Below are 22,099 nucleotides of genomic sequence, written 5' to 3'. Positions count from 1 at the left end.
ATTTTGTGTTTAGGAGATTTTCATGACTCAACGTGCTCAAGACGCACTACTTTCTTTTAGTCAGCGATACGTTGACGCGTGGCAACAGCAACACCAAAGCTTACCTCGCAATGAGGAGTTGGTGGACGTGGTATCGCCATGTGTAGAAGAAAAGAGCGGCGATGCCGTGTTATGGAAGCACTATCCACGTGAGCAATTCGCGGATTTCACCAACGTAGAAACGGGCATTGAGTTGACGCTGCACGAAGACATAAAAACCTTCTACGGTGCGCAATACAGCGCAGACATGAACGCGACCTTCGACGGTAATGAACTGACTCTATTACAGATTTGGAGTGATGAAGACTTCGAATGCCTACAAGAAAACATCTTAGGTCACCTTGTGACTCAACGTCGCTTAAAGCTAAAGCCTACGGTTTTTATCGCCGCGACTGATGCAGAGCTAGATGTTATCTCTATATGTAACCTAACGGGCAACGTGATTTTAGAGCGCTTAGGCACCAAAAATCGTGATGTACTAGCCGAGACATTGGCAGAATTTTTAGAAAAGCTACAACCAGCGGTATAAATAGATGTACGTACTAGAACTTCAATTTGAGTGTTTTGATAACACAACGGTAAGCGCTGTCGACAAGGCTGTTAATGGCTTAATGGATGCACTTCGTTATAACGGACAGGTGCTGGGTCGAGAGTTTCCTATCGTGATGGGGGACGGTGAGTTTTATGTTCGTGTTGTCTGCCCTGAGCAAGACAGCTTACATCCGCGTAACCACTCAGATTTCGTAAAAGTGTGTTTTGATCGCTTGTCTAACGCGAGCCTGCTTGCGCCTAAAATGCGTTTGCTTGGCCGAGACCTGAACTCTGAAGAAGTGGCTGAAGACGAAGCGCCTAGCTGGCAGGTATTGTACACGACGTTCGTTCATACCTGTTCACCGCTACGTAGTGGCGACAGCTTGTTACCGATCCCTCTGTACCGCAACCCGCCAACCTTCAATGGTGACCATAAAGCCGTGTTGAAATGGCAGACTGAATGGCAAGCCTGTGATGAAGTCCAAATGGGTGGTGGCTGTCGTGCTGAACACGCAACTCTGACTGAGATCAGCGATACCAAAAGCGTGTTGTTCAAACGCGGTTGGGGCTTAAGAGGACGCATTGAATATCTTACGAAGATCCCGACTTATTACTACTTGTACCGCGTGGGTGGCATCAGCTTAAAAGCTGAAAAAGAGCGTAAATGTCCTCAATGTGGTGGCGAATGGCTGCTAGATGCGCCGATCCACGATATTTTCTATTTCAAGTGTGATGACTGCCGTCTGGTATCAAACATCTCTTGGGATCATCTTAAGTAATCCGTAAAGCTTAATTATCGATTCAAGGTATCGAAGTGTTAGTCAATACTTCGATACTTATACCTCTGTTTTCTCCCTGCTAGCTTCTCGTCTGTTTCTCTTTCTCTTTCTTTGACCTCCATATCGAGCATTAATCAGTATTGGGCTTTGCCAATATTGTCGAACCTATTCAGCTCTTAAATGCACACATTCTGTGCTGTATGTCTCTCTGTAGTCTCCATACATTCACCAGAATAATTCCACACCCATCAACTTTTGATTATTTCAATAGTTAACTGGATCACAGTAATCAATCAGTTCCCTTTCAATTTATATTCCTCTCAATATAAATGGGATCGATCCCATGGGAATGTTCCCATTTATAAAAATAACGTAATTCTAGATCTTAAAGGAATGGACGATGAAACTGTTACCTATTGCTGCTGCACTCTCTACTGCTTTACTTGCACCTAATTTATACGCTGATGAAACCACGCCATTGGAGTTTAATGGCTACATGCGCGGCGGCGTTGGCCTGAGTAATGAAGGCGGTTCAAATAGTAAATGGGAGGTGAGTAAAGTTGGACGACTCGGCAACGAAAATGACCTGTATGGCGAGTTTGGTTTTAGAAAAGAAGTGTATGCTGAGGACGACGTTTCATTTTTAGTTGATTCCATGTTGTCGTACTGGCAAGGCCAAGATGAGAACGCCGCGGATAAAAGCGTTGATGTAGTTCAGCTCAATGTTCAAGCGGTAGGGCTTTTTGAAGACAAAGATATTGGCATTTGGGCGGGTGAGCGCTATTACCAACGTCATGATGTACACATCGTTGATAACTACTACTGGGATGTGAGCGGTATTGGTGCGGGTGTTGAACACATCAATATGGGACCAGGTAAATTATCGGTGGCTTTGATTCAAGACACAGTGATAGGCGATGTGTTTGATGGCAAAGAGACCACAGCCATGATTGCGGATATACGTTATGCGGGTATTCCATTGTGGAACAATGCGGATCTTGAGGTCGGTATTGATATGAACTTTGCCAATGAAAAGCAGGGTCAAACGGTGGACGCAGATGATAGCGTGATGCTGACAGCCAGCCTAAATCAAAACCTAGCGGGTGGTTTCAACAAAACCATTCTCCAAGTGGCTAACTCTGGTTATGCCGAGCAGATGACAACCTTTGGTACAGGTAAGGGTATCGTTCGTGATGCAAATAACAACGATGCGGATGGCTTCCGATTGATTAACTGGGGTGTGCTTGCGATTGGTGAGAACATCGAATTTGGCCACACGGTTCGTTATGCGGCGTCATCGGGTGTTGGTGCGAATAACAGTGATGATGAGTCGTTCAGTGCAGTAATCCGTCCGCTTTATAAGTGGGACAAGCGTATGCGTACCATTCTTGAAATTGGCGGCTTTGTGGAAACCATTGATAACCAAGACGGCGCGGGTGGTAAGTTTACCGTCGCTCAGGCTTGGGTTCCGCAAGTGGGTTTCTGGTCACGTCCTGAATTTCGTATTTTTGCGACTTACCTAAATGATGCGGAAAACGATAATGCCTTCGGTGAAGGTAAGAACAGTGAAATGAGTGTTGGTATGCAAGTGGAAGCTTGGTGGTAAACCGAGCCTTTCTAACTAAATTCGGTACATAAAAACTGCCGTAAATAAAAAAGGGGCTGACGTTGTGTCAACCCCTTCGGGTATCTATACAATGCTGCAGTTTAGGTGATTACCAACCTTTAACTACGCCACCTTGGAAGATATCAGAAGCTGCGTTGTACACTTCTTCAGTTTGGTAAGCTTTAACGAAGTTCTGTACGTTTTCAGCGTTTAGGTTGTCTTCACGAGAAACGATTAGGTTTACGTAAGGAGAATCTTTGTCTTCAACGAATACGCCATCTTTTTGTGGAGTCAGGTTGATAGAACTTGCGTAAGTTGTGTTGATGATAGAAAGCGCTACATCATCAAGAGAACGTGGCAGTTGTGCAGCGTCTAGTTCAACAATCGTTAGGTTTTTAGGGTTCTTGACGATGTCACGAACGGTTGCTAGAAGACCAGCACCTTCACGAAGCTCAAGAAGACCTTGTTGCTCAAGAAGCAGTAGAGAACGACCTAGGTTTGTTGGATCGTTTGGTACCGCAATACGAGCACCGTCTTGGATTTCGTCTACAGATTTTACTTCTTTAGAGTAACCAGCAATTGGGTAAACAAACGTGTTACCAGCGATAGTCAGTTTGTAACCACGGTCAGCCACTTGCTGGTCTAGGTACGGTGCGTGTTGGAATGCGTTGATGTCGATAGAGCCATCATCCAGTGCCGCGTTTGGTGTTACGTAATCCGTAAAAGTAACCAGTTCAACGTCTAGGCCGTACTGCTCTTTTGCTACTTTAGCTGCAACTTCAGCAACCTGAGCTTCAGCACCTGCCATTACGCCAACTTTTACTTTAGAAGTATCCACTTCTTTATCACCACAACCTGCTAGTACTAGCGCTGATGCCGCTGCTGCGATAGTAAGTAAACCTTTAAGGCTAAATTTCATAATAATCTCCTTTTAATAAATCTATTTAATTTGGTTCAGACGACTCTTGTCTTAGAGAGTTTGCGTTTTAACGCTGAGTCTTTATCTGTGGTCAACGCGGCGAACTAATGAATCACCGATTGATTGAATAATTTGTACAAGCACAATCAACATCACTACCGTTACAGCCATGATGGTCACATCGTAACGGTGGAATCCGTAACGAATCGCGACATCACCTAGACCACCGCCACCAACCGTACCTGCCATTGCCGAGTAGCTCACCAGTGTCACTAGCGTAATCGTTACTGAGTTGATAATAGTCGGTAGTGCTTCAGGAAGCAGAACCTTATTGATGATTTGTGTTGGTGTTGCACCCATCGATTGAGCTGCTTCCACTAGACCTGTTGGTACTTCAAGTAGTGCACTCTCGATAAGTCGAGCCACGAATGGGATAGCGCCAATTGTCAGTGGAACAATCGCAGCTGTTGTACCGATGAAAGTACCAATCAGCATCTTAGTCAGTGGGATAATCGCAACCATCAACACTAAGAAAGGTACTGAACGACCCACGTTCACAATCGCACCTAGAATCTTGTTTACTTTGGTGTTCTCTAACAGGCCACCCTTTTTAGTCGTGTGTAGAATCACGCCTAATGGAATACCGACAGCAAAGCCAACAATGCCCGCAACTGCAACCATATAAAGCGTTTCGCCTGTTGCGCCTAATAGAAGGTTACCGTTAAGGCTGATCCAGTCAGCAATCTCGTTGAAACTAAAGGACATAACCAAGCACCTCTACTTTTACATTGTTGTCGCGTAAGAATTGGATAGCAGCATTATCATCTGCTTCATTACCGAACAGTTCAGCAACCATCATGCCGAACTTCACGCCGCCGGCGTAATCAAGGTCAGAGCTTAGAATGCTGACATCGATATTGAATTTGCGTGCAATCTGAGTCATCAGCGGAGCATCAACCGTTGCGCCCGTAAACTCTAGGCGTACCAGTGGGTAGCTGCTGTTTACGCGAGTCTCTTGCAAGCGTGCTTGGTAATCTTCAGGAATCGTCAGATCCAGCGTTGAACGAATGAATTGATGCGCTAGTTCAGTCTTAGGGTGAGCAAAGATGTCACCAACTGTGCCTTTCTCTACCAATTCACCACCACCAATGATCGCCACTTCGTGACAAATACTTTTCACTACATCCATCTCGTGCGTAATCAGCAGGATAGTGATGTTCAGCTTGCGGTTGATTTCACGCAGCAGCTCAAGAATCGATTGAGTGGTTGCAGGATCCAGTGCGCTGGTCGCTTCATCACACAGCAGTACTTTCGGGTCTGAGGCCAGTGCGCGAGCAATCGCAACACGTTGCTTTTGACCGCCACTTAGGTTTGCTGGGTAAGTATCACGTTTATCCGCCAAGCCAACGAGTTCAAGTAACTCACTCACTTTCGCTTCAATAATCGCTTTATCTTTACCAGCAAGTTCTAAAGGCAGTGCTACATTGTTAAATACAGTACGAGAAGACAGCAGGTTGAAGTGCTGGAAAATCATGCCGATGTTACGGCGCGCTTCGCTAAGTTCAGATTTGCTGAGTTTTGTCAGGTCGATACCGTCAACAATCACTTCACCTGAAGTTGGAGCTTCCAACATATTTACACAGCGGATTAGGGTACTTTTGCCTGCACCTGAAGAGCCGATGACTCCAAAGATTTGACCTTGAGGAATGTGGAGGTTGATATCAATTAAGGCATTGATTTCTTTAGTGCCTTGATAAAAAACCTTGTTGACTTGATTCACTTTAATCATAGAGAAACCCGTGCAGGTAGAACAGAATAATATGTCGATAGCTCGCTCGATTTACAGACGATGCTATGGTGTTCTATGATCTAAGTCAATAGATATTTTTACGTCTAGACGGCTAAACGTCGATTGTATGGCTAAGCTGGAAACAAATCGTTAACGAACGCAAAACTAAATAGATAGTGATGAAGCAAATAAAGCGTGTAATAATTAATGATTAATAGAGAGTTGATAGAGAACAAAATTTTGTCTAAACCTGCTGTTTTTTTAGATCGTGATGGTGTGATTAACGTTGATCACGGCTACGTACATGATGAGCATGACTTTGAATACATCGACGGTGTGTTTGAGGCGGCGAAAGCGTTTAAAGATATGGGCTATTTATTGGTGCTAGTGACTAACCAGTCAGGCATTGCTCGTGGCATGTTTAGCGAAGACCGTTTTCTTTCTTTAACGCAGTGGATGGATTGGAACTTTGTTGATAACGGTGTCGAGCTCGATGGCATTTATTACTGCCCTCACCACGCTGAGCACGGCATTGGTGACTACAAGCAAGATTGTGAATGTCGTAAGCCAAAGCCAGGTATGTTCATTTCTGCTCGCGACTTTCTGAAGATTGATATGGCTAACTCTGTGATGATTGGCGATAAGGCTGAAGACATGATAGCTGCAGAAGCCGCAGGTGTTGGCACTAAAGTATTGGTAAGAAGCGGAAAGCCAATCACTGAAAAGGGTGAAGCGCTAGCTAGTGTGGTACTTGATAGCATTAAAGATGTACCTGCTTTCTTAAAAGGCTAAGCGTTTATTTGCCACCTAAGGTATATACCTATCACTAGGCACTTGCTTATCAATTAGGTTTTTCTAACCTGAGTCTAAACTAAGTGTCATTGACTATATAAAGATGAGGAACGAAGTATGAAAGCTATGTTGGTAGCATCTCTATGTACGGTAGCATTGGTCGGGTGCTCTAAATCAGCAGCCCCTGATAGTGCAGCATCGGATAATCAATTCGTGACTTATCAATGTGAGTCTGACGTTTCGTTTGATGTGGCTTACCTTAGTAATGAAAAAGCAGTACTGCGTTTACCTGATAACGAGTACCAATTGACTCAGGTACCGGCAGGATCAGGAACCAAATACATCCTAGATGATGGCACCTCTGAGATGATTAACAGCATCACTTTGCGTACTAAAGGTGACGACGCACGCCTCGAACTTGGCCGTGTGGTCTATCGTAATTGCCAAAAGTAAATCATAGTAAGAACTGCTATAATTTACAAACAGTTAAGTGAGGGAGCCTACCCTCACTTTTTCTTCTCTTCCCTTTAACGTTAGACTTTTTATGAGCAAAAAACTCACTATTCTCGATATTGCTAAGCTGTCCGGTGTTGGTAAGTCAACCGTATCTCGCGTTCTGACCAATGATCCTAAAGTGAAACCTGAAACCCGTGAAAGGGTGGAAAGAGTAATTCAAGAATCTGGGTACACGCCTTCAAAGTCAGCGCAGTCTATGCGTGGTGGCAGTCAAAAAGTTATCGGCGTGATCATCTCTCGTTTAGATTCTCCCTCTGAAAACAAAGCCGTTAGCACCATGCTAGCTGAATTGTATCGAGCGGATTACGATGTGGTGATCATGGAAAGCCAACTCGACAGAGACAAAGCCAACGAGCACCTTCAGGTTCTTAAGCGTCGTAATGTGGATGGCATCATTGTATTTGGCTTTACGGATTGTGACATTCCCGCAATCGAAGCGTGGGAGCACAAGGCCGTGGTTATTGCTCTGGATACCGAGAACGTAACGTCGATTAACTACGATAACCAACAGGTGATCAATAGTGCGTTAGCGCATCTGTCGGATCAGGGGATCTCCGATGTCGGCTTTATTGGTGTTGATCCTAGCGACAAATCAACCGGTGAGCTGCGTCTTAAGGCTTATCTCGATTGGTGCGAAAGCACTGGAGTGATTGCGAACTATCGTACTGGTCAGCTTCATCATGAAAGCGCTTATCAGCTGGTGGATGAAGTACTGACTCCTACAACTCAAGCACTTGTTTGTGCCAGTGACACATTGGCTCTTGGCGTGATTAAGCGTCTACAAGAACTACAACGTGAAGATGTGGTTGTAACAGGCGTTGGTGGCAATGATCTTCTCTCTTTCTTGTTCCCTCGTGTCTTTAGCATTGATCCTGGGTATCAATCTGCAGGTAAATTGGCGGCTAATCTATTGATCTCTCAGCTTTTAGGCAATTCAGAGATCTCTCATCACACCCAATCTCCGATTCTATAATCCACTCAATTAAGCGAAATCGAGCCGCTTAGATTAAAATTAGAGTGTGATCTCTTTCAATTAATGGGACTGTTCCCATTTTAATTTATCATTCATGCGGGCATTATAATAACCGTGATTGGGAATGTTCCCATAAATCTAAATCTTGAGTGGTTATTGCTACATGGTTTAGATGAGTAATTGAATGAAACCAGGGTGGGGTAGTATGAGTAAGATAGCGAAGCAAGACGTTGCGCGTCTTATCGAGTTAGTCGGTGGCAAAGAGAATATTGCGAGTGTCAGCCATTGTCTGACTCGACTGCGTTTTGTATTGAACGATACAGAGCAAGCGAACAAAGCAGAACTAGAAAAGCTGAAGCTGGTAAAAGGCTGCTTTACGAACGCAGGTCAATTCCAAGTCGTGATTGGCACAGAGGTTGATGAAGTGTACGCACTTCTGATTGAGCAAACGGGTAAAGAGGCGTCATCAAAAGATGAGTCTAAGCTTGCTGCTCGTCAGAACATGAACTTCCTTGAGCGTGGTATCTCCCATTTAGCCGAAATTTTCGTACCACTGCTGCCTGCCATCATTACTGGTGGTTTGATTCTTGGTTTCCGTAATGTGATTGGCGACATTCGCATGTTCGACGGCAAAACCCTCGTTGAAATCAGCCAATTTTGGGCAACCGTTCACTCTTTCTTGTGGCTGATTGGCGAAGCGATTTTCTTCTTCCTACCGGTTGGCGTGTGTTGGGCGACGGTTAAGAAGCTCGGCGGAACCCCTATTTTGGGTATCACGCTCGGTGTGACCTTGGTTTCTCCGCAGTTGATGAACGCGTACATGATAGGTAAATCGGTACCTGAGGTGTGGGACTTTGGCTTGTTCGTGATTGAGAAGGTCGGTTATCAGGCACAGGTGATCCCTGCGATGCTAGCGGGTGTGGCTCTGGCGTTCATTGAGACTAACCTTAAGCGTATTGTTCCTTCTTATCTGTACCTTGTTGTCGTGCCATTTGTATCGATTATTTTGTCAGTGATTCTAGCTCATGCCTTCATTGGTCCATTTGGCCGTATGTTAGGCGATGGCGTGGCATTTGCGGCTAAAGCGGCAATGACGGGTGACTTTGCGATTCTTGGCTCTGTGGTATTTGGCTTCCTATACGCACCTTTGGTTATTACAGGTATTCACCACACAACCAACGCAGTCGACCTACAACTGATGCAAGACTTAGGCGGCACACCAATCTGGCCTTTGATTGCGCTATCAAATATCGCACAAGCTTCAGCGGTTGTTGGCATCATCATCTTAAGTAAACGCGAAGGTGAACGAGACATCTCGGTTCCAGCAGCAATCTCTGCTTACTTAGGTGTAACAGAGCCAGCGATGTACGGCATCAACCTTAAATATAAATTCCCAATGCTGAGCGCAATGATCGGCAGTGCTGCAGCGGCAGCAATCTGTGGTAGTGCCGGTGTGATGGCGAATGGTATCGGTGTTGGTGGCTTGCCGGGCATCTTATCGATTCAACCGCAATATTGGTCTGTTTACTTAATTGCGATGCTGGTGGCGATTGTACTACCCGTCACGTTAACACTGTTCTTCTATAAACGAGCACAGATGAAAGGCGAGCTAGAAACCGCTAACGCGTAATGCATTAAATAAGCGATGACTCCAAAGTGAGTCATCGCTTTTTCTCTTAGTTATAGCTTTTTCTTTTAGTTATAACGGCTATTCGACCATGATTCACATGGTGATTTTTATTTTATATTTTCTGGTAAGTGAGTGTTAGAGATGGCGATGACTGAGCATGATGAAAGTTGGTGGAAAACCGCAACCATCTATCAAATCTACCCAAAGAGCTTTTGTGATAGTGGAAGTAAAGGTACTGGCGATATCAAAGGGATCATTTCAAAACTGGATTATCTTAAACACTTGAGTGTGGATGCAATTTGGTTAACCCCAGTTTACGCATCCCCAATGATCGATAACGGCTACGATATTTCAGATTACTACGCGATTAACCCGCAATTCGGCACCATGGAAGACTTCGACCTATTGCTGGCTGAAGCGCACCAACGTGGTATCCGTATCGTAATGGATATCGTGGTAAACCACACCTCAACCGAACATGCGTGGTTTCAGTCTGCATTGGGTGACAAAAACAGCCCATACCGCGACTACTACATCTGGAAAGATCCTGTAAACGGTCAAGCTCCCACCAACTGGCAGTCTAAGTTCGGTGGTAATGCATGGGAAATGGATGAAGCGACTGGGCAGTATTTCCTACACCTATTCGCGAAAGAGCAGGCCGACCTCAACTGGGAGAACCCGGTTGTACGCGAAGAAGTGAAAGACGTCATCAGCTTCTGGGCTGAGAAGGGTGTTGATGGCTTCCGCTTGGATGTGATCAACCTGATTTCGAAACAGCAAGATTTCCCTAACGATGATATCGGTGATGGTCGTCGTTTTTACACTGATGGCCCACGTGTGCACGAATACCTGAAAGAGATCAGCGAAGCGGTATTCCAGAAATACGGCAGCGTGACAGTAGGCGAGATGTCTTCAACGACACTCGAGCATTGCCAGCAGTACTCAAACATTGATAACAGCGAGTTATCGATGGTATTTAACTTTCACCACCTTAAGGTGGATTACACCAATGGCGAGAAGTGGACTAATGCGCCGTTTGATTTCTTACAGCTCAAGTCGATCTTCAATCATTGGCAAACAGGCTTGAACTGCAAGGGGTGGGGGGCATTGTTCTGGTGTAACCACGACCAACCGCGAGTGGTGAGCCGCTTAGGTGATGATCAGCAGTATCGTGTTGAGTCGGCCAAGATGTTGGCTGCGTCTGTCCACATGATGCAAGGTACGCCGTATATCTATCAAGGTGAAGAGATTGGCATGACCAACCCAGGTTACACAGAGATCAGCCAGTATCGTGATGTCGAGAGCACCAACATGTACGACATCATGGTGAACCGTGATGGTGTGGCGCATCAAGATATGATGGCGATTCTGGCGCAGAAATCTCGTGATAACTCTCGCACGCCGATGCAGTGGAACAGCGAAGCGCATGCTGGTTTCTCGCAAGCTCAGCCGTGGCTAGATGTTGCAAATAACTATACTGAGATCAATGCTGAGCAAGCGCTGGAAGACAAAGACTCTGTATTTTACTTCTACAAGAGCTTGATTGAGTTACGTAAAGAAGTGCCAGCGATTACTCATGGTAGTTATCAAGATTTGTTGCCTGAACACCCATCGGTATTTGCGTATTCTCGCGAAAGTGATAACCAGACTTTGGTTTGTATTAACAACTACTACGGTGAAGAAGCGGAATGCGTTTTACCTGAGCGTTTTGAGATGATGAAGGCTAAGAGCCTGTTGTCCAATTATCATGTGAGCGAGAGCTCAGTTAAGTCTCACTACCAAGTGCTACGACCTTATGAGACGCGCATTCTCTTGATTGAAGGTTAACCTTGTTTCACTTCAATAAGCCTAATTCTTATCCCCCTTAAAGGATTAGGCTTCTACAAAGGCTTTGGAGTGCTCCCCAAAGCCTTTTTTATTGCTTGTGGTTAGTCAGCTGCTACGCTCAGGTTCAGTGAATCTAAGTCAGGGCTAGCTAATCGAAGTCAGTACCGCTGCTGATTCATCGATCGTAGATTGTTCTACAGACATCAACTCAATCTGTTCAATTAAGCCGATGCTTGGGTTGAACCAGCGCTCTGATGATGTGCCAAATTCTGCCGAATCCATGCCTTCACAGTTGATGTAGTAGGTGTTTTTCTCTGTAAGGTTAGCCGCTTCGATTGATTTATCAGAGATTTTGAAACTCTTACGTACGCCTGTTTCTTCAATATGTTGTTGCCATGTGACTCGGCATGACGCATTCGTTGGAAGGCTTGAGACCCACGAGTGGTCTTCAAAGTCATTCAGCATGTTAGCGACAGCTTCACCATCTAACGTCATTTGTAATGAAACGGTTTCCTTACTGATATCAATGATTGGGTTACTCTCTTTTACGTCAGCACCTTTTAAACGGAAAAGAGGGCTGCTGTGCATAACGGTTGTGATGTATTGGCTACCAATAAAGTAGGTATTGGTGATTTCGTGTAGACCGCGGTCAGGGCCTGAAAAATAAATGCTGCCGCCTTCTTCTGTACCTTCAACATTCGTCATGATGTCTTCAGAAACATAAAATTCGGTGATGCCGTAGTTGATTAGGTCATTGATAACTTGCACTACTGCTTCATTGCCTGTCTCCTCTTCTAACCCTGCAATGATGAGTTCACCGCTTAAAGGAGTGAAGTTCATTGTCATCACGCCTTCAGTCTGACCATCTTTGGTAAATGAGTAGCTCAATGTTGTTTCTGGTTTAGGGGCAAATATAGAGCTCGCAATTGGGTAATCCACCTGATTACTTGGACCTTTGTTACCATCTGTTGAACCTGAAGAAGAGCCACCTCCGCCGCCACAGCCATAAAGAGCAAAGAGAGAAGTCGCAAGCAGCGTCATGGATTTTTTCATGTTGAGCATTCCTAATATAGTTGGCCTAGAGCGGCCTGATGTTTTTAGGAATGCTATTGGTGAGAGAGTTAATAGGGCAAAAAATGAAGATACATAAGATCTTAATTTATATTTAAGCTTTTGTTTTTAAATGTTTTATATTTCTTTATTCGGAAAGTTGATGACCGACATTCGTGCAGTAGTTAAGCATTAGGTTTTCCCACTGCTTAATAATAAGTGGCTCTTTGATGCTCAATTTTAGATTTTTCCAAGGCTGGAGACAGGTCGATTTCGACTCAGGTTTGGATAAGCGAGCAAACAACTCTTCAGAAGGAACCACTCGCAATAACGCGACTAAGGATTCCATGTAGTTGAGGCGAAACTTATCCATGTCCCCTTGCTTGTAAGCAATATGGGAAATCATCATATAGACAAGTGCGTTCTCAATGGTCGAGTTGCCCGCCGTATTGGTCAGAAATTCCTTCGCGGTTTGCAGGTCTCTTAACTTGAAGTGAATAATCCCAAGCCAGAGTTTTAGCTCGTCGGGAATCAACTTAAAACGCGTTTGTACCAGGCTAGTGAAGCTAATAAGACGCTGGTGGTCAGTCTCAAACAGAGCCAGTTGTCGAGCAAGCAAGGTTGAAGTCATCACGTTGAGTGGCACGCTATCAAGTTTCATTGTTTGCCCGTCAAGCAAGCGGCTCAGCTCTTTATCACTGACAGACCACTCTGGTGATAGGGGAGCAGGCAAAGCGAAATAGTTCGCTAGCTCTCTATTTATCTCCATTAAGTCTTCACTGAGGTTATCAATCTCTATTGAGTAGACACCGCGGAAAGCAAGTTTGCCTGAACTTGGATAAATAAGGCTGACTTTAGCCGCAAGGCGTGTATCTACTTCCTGATCTTTCAATTGAATATTGAGCAGGTAATCACTGGTGCGCATGTTTTTGGCACCCGGAAAGAAGGGCGTGCTGTCTATTGGGTCTACGAAGTAACTTGGTGCGTCTTGATTCGCTAAATCGGTATAAGCGTATTCAATTTGTTGTTGAAGCAGCAACGCTTTAACGGCTTTGCGATGCGTTCTCGCATTGTCTCCAATGGCATCGATACGGTTTAGCAGTAGCTCGACCTTAGGAATCAGCCTTTGTGTGCGTTCAAGCTCTGAGGCTTGGTTTGAAGAATGCCAAAACATATAGCCTAAAGTCGCAGTGCTTATCAGCAACACAACAGAGAGTGACAGTAACAAAAGATTAAACGGTGATGTCTTGTTACTTGGTTGAGGCTGTTCAGTTACCTCAAGGGTTTCGGGCTGTGCATTGGCCAAACTCACAGAGCTAGGGTTAAGGAAGTACCCTTTGCGTGGGTAGGTGACCAAGATCTTAGTCGCATCACTTTCTGGTAAGTACTTCTGCAGCACAGAGCGCAGTGTGCTGATCCTGTTAGTAAGCACATTCTTCGAGATGAAGTTACTTTGCCAAACCGACTCTATGATCTGCTCAGCTGCGAGCGGTTCACCCACGCTAGTCAGAAACAGTTCGAGTAATTCAATAGAACGAGGTTCTAGATCGATGACCTGCTCGTTGCAACTTAAGACACGTGTCGCGGGGTTGAATTCTAAACCTTCAATAGAGATCGAGGTTTGAGTGTCTTTGGCACTAGAGAGGTAATCTTGCATAAGAAAAGAGAGGGTAGCTTATAAAAGCTAAATACTAGCTGTTTTTGTTATGAAAAACAGCTAGTAATTCATTGGTTGGATAGCTGGCGCTAAGACGCGTAGTTCACTGAATAACGCGTAGGCTTGTGATTCATCGCTAATACGATGTTCAATACCGCAGTGCCTAATACAGAAACCGCAATCACCCAAGGCGATACGAAGAAGAATGATGCAAACAAAATACACGCATCAATAGCCATTTGGGTTTTGCCCACTGAGATACCGTAGCGATCTTGAATGAACAAACACAAGACGTTGAAGCCGCCCAAGCTTGAGCGATGACGGAATAAGATCAGCATACCCAAGCCCATCAACAGGCCGCCTGCAACAGCACAGTAAATCTCATTATGAACTTCTAACGAAATCACCAAGTATAAATGATCGGCAAACACAGACACTAAAGCCCCTGATATGGCACTGCTTATTGCGAAGTGACGGCCAAATCGTTTCCATGCTAATAAGTAGAATGGGCAATTAGCAATAAAGTACAAAATACCAAAGGTTACCGGCATAAATTGACTCAAAAGCAGAGCCAAGCCAGTAGTGCCACCAGTAAGCAGGTTCGCTGACTGTAAAAAGAAGACGCCTAACGCCACTAAAAACGTGCCAGTGAGGATTGCTACCCAATCTTCTTTACGTGAGTGTTTTTCCATCGTTTTTATAATTACCTAACCAATAAAGGTGTGCATAGTAGAGAAAAACCTTAGCTTTCGGTAGCTAGAGGGGCAAAATTAAGGTAAACCTATGTAATCTGCGTTTTACAGGGTGTAAATCGTAAAATTGACAGTAAGCGTCATCTTTGGTTGGATAAGCTTAATAACCATGATGAATCTTATTTGTGATTATGAAAAAACTGCATGATAAAATTGCAATTAGCTCTTTATGACCTAGATCAAATTATGTAGAATGCGTCACATCAAAACGGTGACGGAAACGTTTGCTTTCGGTCGTTGTGTGGTTTTTTTGAAACTTTCAGTACAATCTGAGTCAGGAGATACAGATGCTTAAGCGTGACATGAACATTGCTGATTACGATGCGGATCTATTCGCAGCTATCCAAGAAGAAACTCTTCGTCAGGAAGAGCACATCGAACTTATCGCTTCAGAAAACTACACAAGCCCACGTGTAATGGAAGCTCAAGGTTCTCAGCTAACAAACAAATACGCTGAAGGCTACCCAGGCAAGCGTTACTACGGTGGTTGTGAGTACGTAGACAAAGTTGAAACTCTAGCAATTGAACGTGCATGTGAACTATTTGGTGCAGAGTACGCAAACGTACAGCCTCACTCAGGTTCTCAAGCAAACAACGCTGTATACATGGCACTACTAAATGCAGGCGATACTGTTCTAGGTATGAGCCTAGCGCACGGTGGTCACCTAACTCATGGTTCTCCAGTAAACTTCTCTGGTAAGCTTTACAACATCATCCCTTACGGTATCGATGAAGCGGGTCAAATCGATTACGAAGAGATGGAAAAGCTGGCTATCGAGAACAAGCCTAAAATGATCATCGGTGGTTTCTCTGCTTACTCTCAAATCTGTGATTGGAAGCGCATGCGTGAAATCGCTGACAAAGTAGGTGCTTACCTGTTCGTAGATATGGCTCACGTAGCAGGTCTAATCGCTGCAGGTGTTTACCCGAACCCAGTTCCACACGCTCACGTAGTAACTACAACGACGCACAAAACGCTTGCTGGTCCTCGTGGTGGTCTAATCCTTTCTAACGAAGGCGAAGATCTTTACAAGAAACTAAACTCAGCAGTATTCCCAGGCGGCCAAGGTGGTCCTCTAATGCACGTTATCGCTGGTAAAGCAGTAGCGTTCAAAGAAGCTCTAGAGCCAGAGTTCAAAGAATACCAAGCTCGCGTAGTTGCTAACGCAAAAGCAATGGTTGCTGAATTCCTAGCACGTGGTTACAACATCGTTTCAGGTTCTACAGAGAACCACCTGTTCCTAGTTGACCTAATCGACAAGGACATCACAGGTAAAGAGGCTGATGCAGCACTAGGTGCAGCGAACATCACTGTGAACAAGAACTCAGTACCAAATGATCCACGTAGTCCGTTCGTTACTTCAGGTATCCGTATTGGTTCTCCTTCTATTACTCGTCGCGGTTTCTCAGAAGCAGACGCGAAAGAGCTAGCGGGTTGGATCTGTGACATTCTAGATAACATGGGCGATGAGTCTGTTATCGAAGCGACTAAAGCAAAAGTACTAAATATCTGTAAGCGTCTACCGGTTTACGCTTAATTTTTCTTCGTAGTAATTTGAACTTCGTTGTCGAGCATGCTCACTTACATCCGTAAGCTCCGCGTGCTCTCCTAGAATTTCAAACGACTACTTTGAAAAATACTTTTAAAGGGGCTCATTGAGTCTCTTTTGTTTTAGGGAAAGGTGCTGAAAACTCCGCACCTGTTCCTTGAACTTAAGCTATTTGATTGAAAGTACGATTTGAAGGGCTCCTTGTTAGGGGCCTTTTTGGTATCTGTCGGTATGGAGTTGGGTTATCTGAGAATGCAGAAAGGCAGGTACTAAAAAGGGCTGATGTTTGCACATCAACCCTTTGCTGTTTGTTGGTATCGGTTTTACTTTTTGATGCTCAGTAAAGTACCTGACTTACATCTAAACGAGTAGTAGCTGCGGCTCTCGTTGAATTTGCCTAAGCCTTCGCCATCGCAGTAGTCGATGTTGATATCACGCATTACTTCTAGTGTATCTTCGCTGTTCAAAGCGAATTTAGAACCATCAGAACAGACGATACGAATTCGCTCATCATGGCTTACTGAGTAGATATCGACTTCGGTATTACACAGCTCAAAAGAGGCTTCACGAAAGTTGTCTTGCTGTGTATTTGAAGCGCAACCTGCAGTCAGTGTTGCAGCGAAAACTGCCAAAAGTCCGAGTCTTTTCATTGTTAATCCTTCGCTATCATCAGATTGGGTGATGAGTTTTATATGCTATTTGAGGTAGCCTATACAACAATACGCTTCGGTTCAAGGAGCGTTCGTTGACTCTAAGATATAAAAGTATAGATGTAGACAGATAATTTATAACTGGTTAACTACATGTTTATCCAATACGTATCACCAATAAAAAAGACCAACACTGAGGTTGGCCTTTCAAAATCAAGTTTGTTTTAAATGACTATCGAAACTGTTTGGCTTCTGGAAGGAACTCAAAACCAGCAGACGCAAGTTTAGCGATCAATGCTGCTTTGTCGATTTCGTAGAAGTTGACCACTCGATCCAAGTCACCACCGAAGTCGTCACGCAGTTTCATGTTGACGATACTCATCAACATCACTGGATCCATCTTTTCAAAATTAGCGAGGTTCATATTAGTCCTCGAAATCTGAGATCAGCAGATTGGCTGCGGCAAATGCAGCGCGATCACGTGCTTCTTTAGGAAGAGATTCATCTGCAGCAAGGTCATTCAATGTTTTTACCGCGCAGGTGATCGCTTTAGGGATATAGCCTTGGTCGCCACTGCCAATTTGAGAATACAGTTCACGCACCAAATCACAACAATCGTATACTTTCATTTTTATACCTAACCAAATGATAACTGATCTCAATATACACATAGAGATAAGCAAAAACAAAGTGGATCTGATTAAGTTCAGAGTTAGTTTGTTCTTGCTCAATATCTCATTCTGTTAATGCTCAGCGTATCACTTTGCTAGTCTGCTACTTAGCGTGTATTTGCGGCTTAGCATGATATTTATTGATTAGCCTAATATTGACCGCTTAACCAGATATCTGCTGTTCAAGTTGATAAGTAACTTCATCTGCAAGGTTGAGTTGCTTAGCTAACTCTTTGAGGTAGGCCTTCTCCATAAAATTCTGCTCGTCAGCCACAATCAAAGAGGCTAAGTAGATCTCACTCGCTTGTTGAGGTGAAGTTGCGAGCTGAGCAATCTCACTTGGGTCGAGTGGCTTGTGCAGTTCTTCAGAGACCAGTTTAGTCAGTTGATAGTCCGCGCCCATATTTTCGACCGCTTGCTCGATCTTTGCCATCTCCTCCTCATCGACATGACCATCGGCTTTGGACGCAGCAATCATCGATCTTAGAATCAGCACACTATGGTTTGAGTCGTTCTCATCAAATTGAGCTTGTTCGGCATTCGGTGTTTGGCCTTGTTTAGACTGATAGTCGTTGTAGACTTTGTAAGCGAGAGCGCCAAGTGCTGCTGCGCCACCAATACCAACGGCTTTCTTACCCATTTTCTTGGTTTTCTTCGAGCCCATTAACGCACCTAAGAGTCCTCCGCCAACTGCGCCTGCACCGAAGGCTCCGAGTGTACTTTTGTTGATACTCTTGTCATTGCTGCCTTGAGTTAGGCCACTTAAACTTGAAGACCCTTGTGAAAGTTTCTGAGTGCCTTGTTTAACGAGATCTGATTTAAGTGCTTGGTTCAGTAAGCTTTTGATATCCATCGATACCTCCAATGGTGAGCATGTCCAAAAAGTTGATGACACCAATATACGGATTTAAAGATGAACAGGGGATTAACTTACGTTATTTACTCTACTGATAAATAGAAGGGAGTTTGAAGAGAAACGACAGGCACAAAAAAGGCCACCTAATGGCAGCCTTTCAATGTTTATCTAGCGAGTAACCAATTATTTAGTCAATACAGACTTATTCAGTTACTTAATTACTAAGCTAGTTGAGCTTTAAGGTGCTCGATAACCGTGTCCATTGCGATAACTTCTTTATCACCAGTACGACGGTTTTTGTATTCGAAGTTACCTTCGTCCATGCTGCGATCGCCGATAACGATAGTGTGAGGGATACCCACTAGCTCGATATCTTTAAACATAACACCTGGGCGCTCTTTACGGTCATCGAATAAAACTTCGATACCCATAGCCGTTAATTCAGCGTATAGCTTCTCAGCGGCTTCTTTAACACGCTCAGATTTGTGCATGTTCATTGGTACGATAGCAACTTGGAATGGTGCTAGTGCGTCTGGCCAAGTGATACCGAATTTATCGTGGTTTTGCTCGATAGCCGATGCAACAACACGAGAAACACCGATACCGTAACAACCCATTTCTAGGATTACGCTCTTACCATCTGGACCAAGCACGTTACAGTTCATTGCTTTAGAGTAAGTATTACCTAGTTGGAAGATGTGACCAACTTCGATACCGCGCTTAAGTTGGATAGTACCTTGACCACATGGGCTAAGGTCGCCTTCAACAACGTTACGTAAGTCTTCAACTTGAGCAAGCTCAACGTCACGACCCCAGTTAATACCGAAATAGTGCTTACCGTCTACGTTTGCACCAGCGCCGAAGTCGCTCATTACAGCAACAGAGCGGTCAACGATGAATGGTAGCTCTAGGCCAACAGGGCCAAGTGAACCAGGACCTGCACCAACAAGTGCACGGATTTCTTCTTCAGAAGCCATCTCTAGTGGAGAAGCAACCTGTGGAAGGTTTTCTGCTTTCACTTCGTTAAGCTCGTGGTCACCACGGATGATTAGAGCAATGATATCTGCTTCTACTTCATCAGATGCTTTAACGAATAGAGTCTTAACTGTCTTCTCGATTGCTAGACCGTGTTGTTCTACAAGCTCAGCAATTGTTTTTGCGTTTGGCGTATCAACCAGTTCCATCTCTTGGGTTGGCGCTGCAACTTCTTCAGTAGGAGCGAGTGCTTCTGCTTTCTCGATGTTCGCTGCGTAATCAGATTCAGAAGAGAATGCGATTAGGTCTTCGCCGCTTTCAGCAAGAACGTGGAACTCTTGAGAGCCGCTGCCGCCGATTGCGCCAGAGTCAGCTAATACTGGACGGTATTCAAGGCCCATGCGGTCGAATGCTTTACAGTAAGCATCGTGCATCGCTTGGTAAGACTTTTCTAAGCCTTCTTTGTCGATATCAAAGCTGTACGCATCCATCATAGAGAATTCACGTGCACGCATTACGCCAAAACGAGGGCGGCGCTCATCACGGAATTTAGTCTGGATTTGGTACAGGTTTAGAGGTAGCTGTTTGTAAGAGCTAATCTCGTTACGTACTAGGCTCGTCACTACTTCTTCAGCTGTTGGGCTAAGAACGAATGGACGAGAGTGACGGTCTGTGAAACGAAGTAGCTCAGGGCCCATCTTTTCAGAACGGCCAGTCTCTTCCCAAAGCTCAAACGGTTGAACTACGGGCATCAAGATTTCAACGGCACCTGCATTATCGATCTCTTGGCGAACGATATTTTCGACTTTACGCAGTACACGTAGACCAGTAGGTAGCCAAGTATATAAACCTGAAGCTAGCTTACGGATCATACCTGCACGTAGCATCAGCTGGTGGCTGATAACTTCTGCGTCGTTTGGAGTCTCTTTCAGAGTAGAAAGAAGGTAGTTACTGGTACGCATTCTATGGTATCCGTTTCATCATTGATAAAAGAAAATTTGCTGCAGTGAGTGACAACAGCAAATCTGATATAGCCGCATATAATATCAGCCTATTTGGGATCTCAAAAGCGTTCAATGTCAGTTACATTGATGAAAAGCGCTTCAACAACGAATTTCACGTTAAGATCGAACAAATTTACCGCATATTCCTTACTGTCTGGCTTGCCTTTTTTATAGGCAGGACGTGGATCTTGACCAAGCACTTCTTTGATCACCTGAATGATATGGCGTGCCTGCGGGTGTTGTGCCAGTTTTGCTTGGGCTTGCTGTGAAAAGTTCACATCTAGCACTTCTGGTTCATCAGCGGCAAACCCTCCTAATGCATCAGGAATCGAATCCGAGTAGGGGATATAAGGTTTGATGTCGATGATAGGCGTGCCGTCGACGAGATCGACACTGCCCAAGTCCAACCAAGTTTGTCCCTTTTCTTGAGAGACACCTTTGAGCTCAACCGCGGACATACCAATCCCATTCGGTCTGAATGTCGCACGTGATGCGAACACACCGATGCGTTCATTACCACCAAGCCGAGGTGGTCTCACTGTTGGTTTCCAGCCCGATTCAAGATTCTTGTCGAACAGAAACAACAGCCACACATGGCTAAATTGCTCGATGTTACGAACAGATTCAAGGCAGTTTGCCGCGTCAACCAGCCTGACTCTTGAGGTGGATGTTGGCACCAATCTAGGTTGCCTTGGTACTGCGAACTTCTCTTTATAAGGAGACTCTATAAAGCCAATAGGTTCAATGGAGTGCATGATTAGACGCTCTCTAATTACGATCTATGGCGGAAAAATATCATAAATTCGCTTGTTTTTCTTTTGATAATGACTATCATTTGCAATGTTATAACATAGCAAGTTAACTATTTAGGGAAAGACAATGAAACCGAATATCCACCCGGACTACCGCACAGTGGTGTTCCATGACACCAGCGTTGATGAGTACTTCTTAATCGGCTCTACGCTGAAAACAGACCGCACTATCGAATGGGAAGATGGCAATACTTATCCTTATTTCACTATTGAAGTGTCGTCAAAGTCGCACCCTTTCTATACCGGTAAACAGAGAGTGCTACATAAAGAGGGACGTGTTGCGAACTTCACTCGTCGTTTTGGTCAATTAGGTAAGGGAGCGAAATAAATGAAAGTCGTGAAATCACTGAAAAGTGCAAAGAACCGTCACCCGGATTGTCAGATAGTAAAACGCCGAGGCCGCCACTATGTTATCTGTAAAACCAACCCGAGATTCAAAGCGGTTCAGAAATAAGCCGTCAATTTGATGTGACACGTGTGTAAAAAACGAGGGGAAAGTCAAACTTCATTCATTTGCCTGCTTTTCTTTTCCCTCAAGAGGAACCTGATTAAAGATAGAGAGTTTATTTAGCGTGCGATGTGTTTTATTTTCAAGTGAATCAATAGGTTATATCGTTAGTTATATTTGTAGTGAATGCGTAGTTGTGAATTATAAATCTAGATTTTGTATTTAATGTAGATTTATTTGCTAATTAATTGTTCAAATAGAGTTAAAAGTCGT

The 22,099-nt window shown here is 44.4% G+C and carries 23 protein-coding genes; 11 read left to right on the top strand and 12 right to left on the bottom strand.

Features of this window, described 5'->3' with window-relative positions; all coding sequences use genetic code 11:
• The first annotated feature begins 22 nt into the window (after positions 1–22).
• The 3 genes from syd to L0992_12395 all read left to right on the top strand — a co-directional run bounded on the left by syd (position 23) and on the right by L0992_12395 (position 2,955).
• Positions 23–568, top strand: a complete 546-nt coding sequence (gene syd / locus L0992_12405; GenBank protein ID XGB66515.1) for a SecY-interacting protein — start codon at positions 23–25, stop codon at positions 566–568.
• Between the two features lie 4 nt (positions 569–572).
• Positions 573–1,349 carry a Zn-ribbon-containing protein gene (locus L0992_12400; GenBank protein ID XGB66514.1) on the top strand — a complete coding sequence of 259 codons (777 nt, stop codon included), beginning with the start codon at positions 573–575 and terminating at the stop codon, positions 1,347–1,349.
• A 400-nt stretch (positions 1,350–1,749) separates the two neighbouring features.
• Positions 1,750–2,955 carry a carbohydrate porin gene (locus L0992_12395; GenBank protein XGB66513.1) on the top strand — a complete coding sequence of 402 codons (1,206 nt, stop codon included), beginning with the start codon at positions 1,750–1,752 and terminating at the stop codon, positions 2,953–2,955.
• A 109-nt stretch (positions 2,956–3,064) separates the two neighbouring features.
• On the opposite strand, the gene L0992_12390 is transcribed toward L0992_12395, so the two are convergent.
• The 3 genes from L0992_12390 to metN form a co-directional block, all read right to left on the bottom strand.
• Positions 3,065–3,874 (bottom strand): MetQ/NlpA family lipoprotein, encoded by an 810-nt coding sequence (locus tag L0992_12390; protein ID XGB66512.1) that lies wholly within the window; start codon positions 3,872–3,874, stop codon positions 3,065–3,067.
• Positions 3,875–3,955: 81 nt separating this feature from the next.
• Positions 3,956–4,639, bottom strand: a complete 684-nt coding sequence (locus tag L0992_12385; GenBank protein XGB66511.1) for an ABC transporter permease — start codon at positions 4,637–4,639, stop codon at positions 3,956–3,958.
• A complete protein-coding gene (gene metN / locus L0992_12380; GenBank protein XGB66510.1) occupies positions 4,629–5,663 on the bottom strand; it encodes a methionine ABC transporter ATP-binding protein MetN in 1,035 nt (344 codons plus the stop codon). The genes L0992_12385 and metN overlap by 11 nt, the downstream gene beginning before the upstream one ends.
• 207 nt (positions 5,664–5,870) lie before the next feature.
• Here metN and gmhB point away from each other — a divergent pair, with 207 nt between their 5' ends.
• From gmhB to treC, 5 genes are all read left to right on the top strand, one after another.
• A complete protein-coding gene (gene gmhB / locus L0992_12375) occupies positions 5,871–6,455 on the top strand; it encodes a D-glycero-beta-D-manno-heptose 1,7-bisphosphate 7-phosphatase (protein ID XGB66509.1) in 585 nt (194 codons plus the stop codon).
• A 117-nt stretch (positions 6,456–6,572) separates the two neighbouring features.
• Positions 6,573–6,908 (top strand): MliC family protein, encoded by a 336-nt coding sequence (locus tag L0992_12370; GenBank protein XGB66508.1) that lies wholly within the window; start codon positions 6,573–6,575, stop codon positions 6,906–6,908.
• Between the two features lie 91 nt (positions 6,909–6,999).
• A complete protein-coding gene (gene treR / locus L0992_12365) occupies positions 7,000–7,944 on the top strand; it encodes a trehalose operon repressor TreR (GenBank protein XGB66507.1) in 945 nt (314 codons plus the stop codon).
• 205 nt (positions 7,945–8,149) lie between these two features.
• Entirely contained in the window at positions 8,150–9,574 is a 1,425-nt protein-coding gene (gene treB / locus L0992_12360; GenBank protein XGB66506.1) for a PTS trehalose transporter subunit IIBC, read from the top strand.
• A gap of 141 nt (positions 9,575–9,715) precedes the next feature.
• On the top strand, positions 9,716–11,401 hold the full coding sequence (gene treC / locus L0992_12355) for an alpha,alpha-phosphotrehalase (GenBank protein ID XGB66505.1): 1,686 nt from the start codon (positions 9,716–9,718) through the stop codon (positions 11,399–11,401).
• 144 nt (positions 11,402–11,545) lie between these two features.
• On the opposite strand, the gene L0992_12350 is transcribed toward treC, so the two are convergent.
• The 3 genes from L0992_12350 to L0992_12340 all read right to left on the bottom strand — a co-directional run bounded on the left by L0992_12350 (position 11,546) and on the right by L0992_12340 (position 14,800).
• A complete protein-coding gene (locus L0992_12350; GenBank protein XGB66504.1) occupies positions 11,546–12,454 on the bottom strand; it encodes a hypothetical protein in 909 nt (302 codons plus the stop codon).
• 145 nt (positions 12,455–12,599) lie between these two features.
• Complete coding sequence (locus tag L0992_12345) at positions 12,600–14,108, bottom strand: winged helix-turn-helix domain-containing protein (protein ID XGB66503.1); 1,509 nt, start codon at positions 14,106–14,108, stop codon at positions 12,600–12,602.
• Between the two features lie 89 nt (positions 14,109–14,197).
• Positions 14,198–14,800, bottom strand: a complete 603-nt coding sequence (locus L0992_12340; GenBank protein ID XGB66502.1) for a YitT family protein — start codon at positions 14,798–14,800, stop codon at positions 14,198–14,200.
• 347 nt (positions 14,801–15,147) lie between these two features.
• Here L0992_12340 and L0992_12335 point away from each other — a divergent pair, with 347 nt between their 5' ends.
• The gene (locus L0992_12335) at positions 15,148–16,398 is read left to right on the top strand and encodes a serine hydroxymethyltransferase (protein ID XGB66501.1); all 1,251 of its coding nucleotides are present in this window, start codon (positions 15,148–15,150) and stop codon (positions 16,396–16,398) included.
• Positions 16,399–16,733: 335 nt separating this feature from the next.
• Here L0992_12335 and L0992_12330 read toward each other — a convergent pair whose 3' ends face one another.
• The 6 genes from L0992_12330 to tsaA form a co-directional block, all read right to left on the bottom strand.
• Positions 16,734–17,060 carry a hypothetical protein gene (locus L0992_12330; GenBank protein ID XGB66500.1) on the bottom strand — a complete coding sequence of 109 codons (327 nt, stop codon included), beginning with the start codon at positions 17,058–17,060 and terminating at the stop codon, positions 16,734–16,736.
• Between the two features lie 232 nt (positions 17,061–17,292).
• Positions 17,293–17,484: a DUF4250 domain-containing protein gene (locus L0992_12325; GenBank protein ID XGB66499.1), complete on the bottom strand. Its 192-nt coding sequence runs from the start codon at positions 17,482–17,484 to the stop codon at positions 17,293–17,295.
• Position 17,485: 1 nt separating this feature from the next.
• Positions 17,486–17,689 carry a YaeP family protein gene (locus L0992_12320; GenBank protein ID XGB66498.1) on the bottom strand — a complete coding sequence of 68 codons (204 nt, stop codon included), beginning with the start codon at positions 17,687–17,689 and terminating at the stop codon, positions 17,486–17,488.
• 205 nt (positions 17,690–17,894) lie between these two features.
• Positions 17,895–18,584, bottom strand: a complete 690-nt coding sequence (locus L0992_12315; GenBank protein ID XGB66497.1) for a tellurite resistance TerB family protein — start codon at positions 18,582–18,584, stop codon at positions 17,895–17,897.
• 224 nt (positions 18,585–18,808) lie between these two features.
• On the bottom strand, positions 18,809–20,524 hold the full coding sequence (locus L0992_12310; GenBank protein ID XGB66496.1) for a proline--tRNA ligase: 1,716 nt from the start codon (positions 20,522–20,524) through the stop codon (positions 18,809–18,811).
• 101 nt (positions 20,525–20,625) lie between these two features.
• Positions 20,626–21,321: a tRNA (N6-threonylcarbamoyladenosine(37)-N6)-methyltransferase TrmO gene (gene tsaA / locus L0992_12305; GenBank protein XGB66495.1), complete on the bottom strand. Its 696-nt coding sequence runs from the start codon at positions 21,319–21,321 to the stop codon at positions 20,626–20,628.
• Between the two features lie 124 nt (positions 21,322–21,445).
• Between tsaA and L0992_12300 the strand changes: the two genes are divergently transcribed.
• Together L0992_12300 and ykgO are read left to right on the top strand one after the other, a co-directional pair.
• Positions 21,446–21,706, top strand: coding sequence for a type B 50S ribosomal protein L31 (locus tag L0992_12300; GenBank protein XGB66494.1), 261 nt, complete (start codon positions 21,446–21,448; stop codon positions 21,704–21,706).
• A complete protein-coding gene (ykgO, locus tag L0992_12295) occupies positions 21,707–21,832 on the top strand; it encodes a type B 50S ribosomal protein L36 (GenBank protein XGB66493.1) in 126 nt (41 codons plus the stop codon).
• Positions 21,833–22,099 lie beyond the last annotated feature (267 nt).

Origin of the sequence: Vibrio pomeroyi, from assembly GCA_041879425.1 — a bacterium.
Lineage (GTDB): Bacteria > Pseudomonadota > Gammaproteobacteria > Enterobacterales > Vibrionaceae > Vibrio > Vibrio pomeroyi_A.
This window is presented reverse-complemented; position numbering and strand designations above follow the sequence as displayed.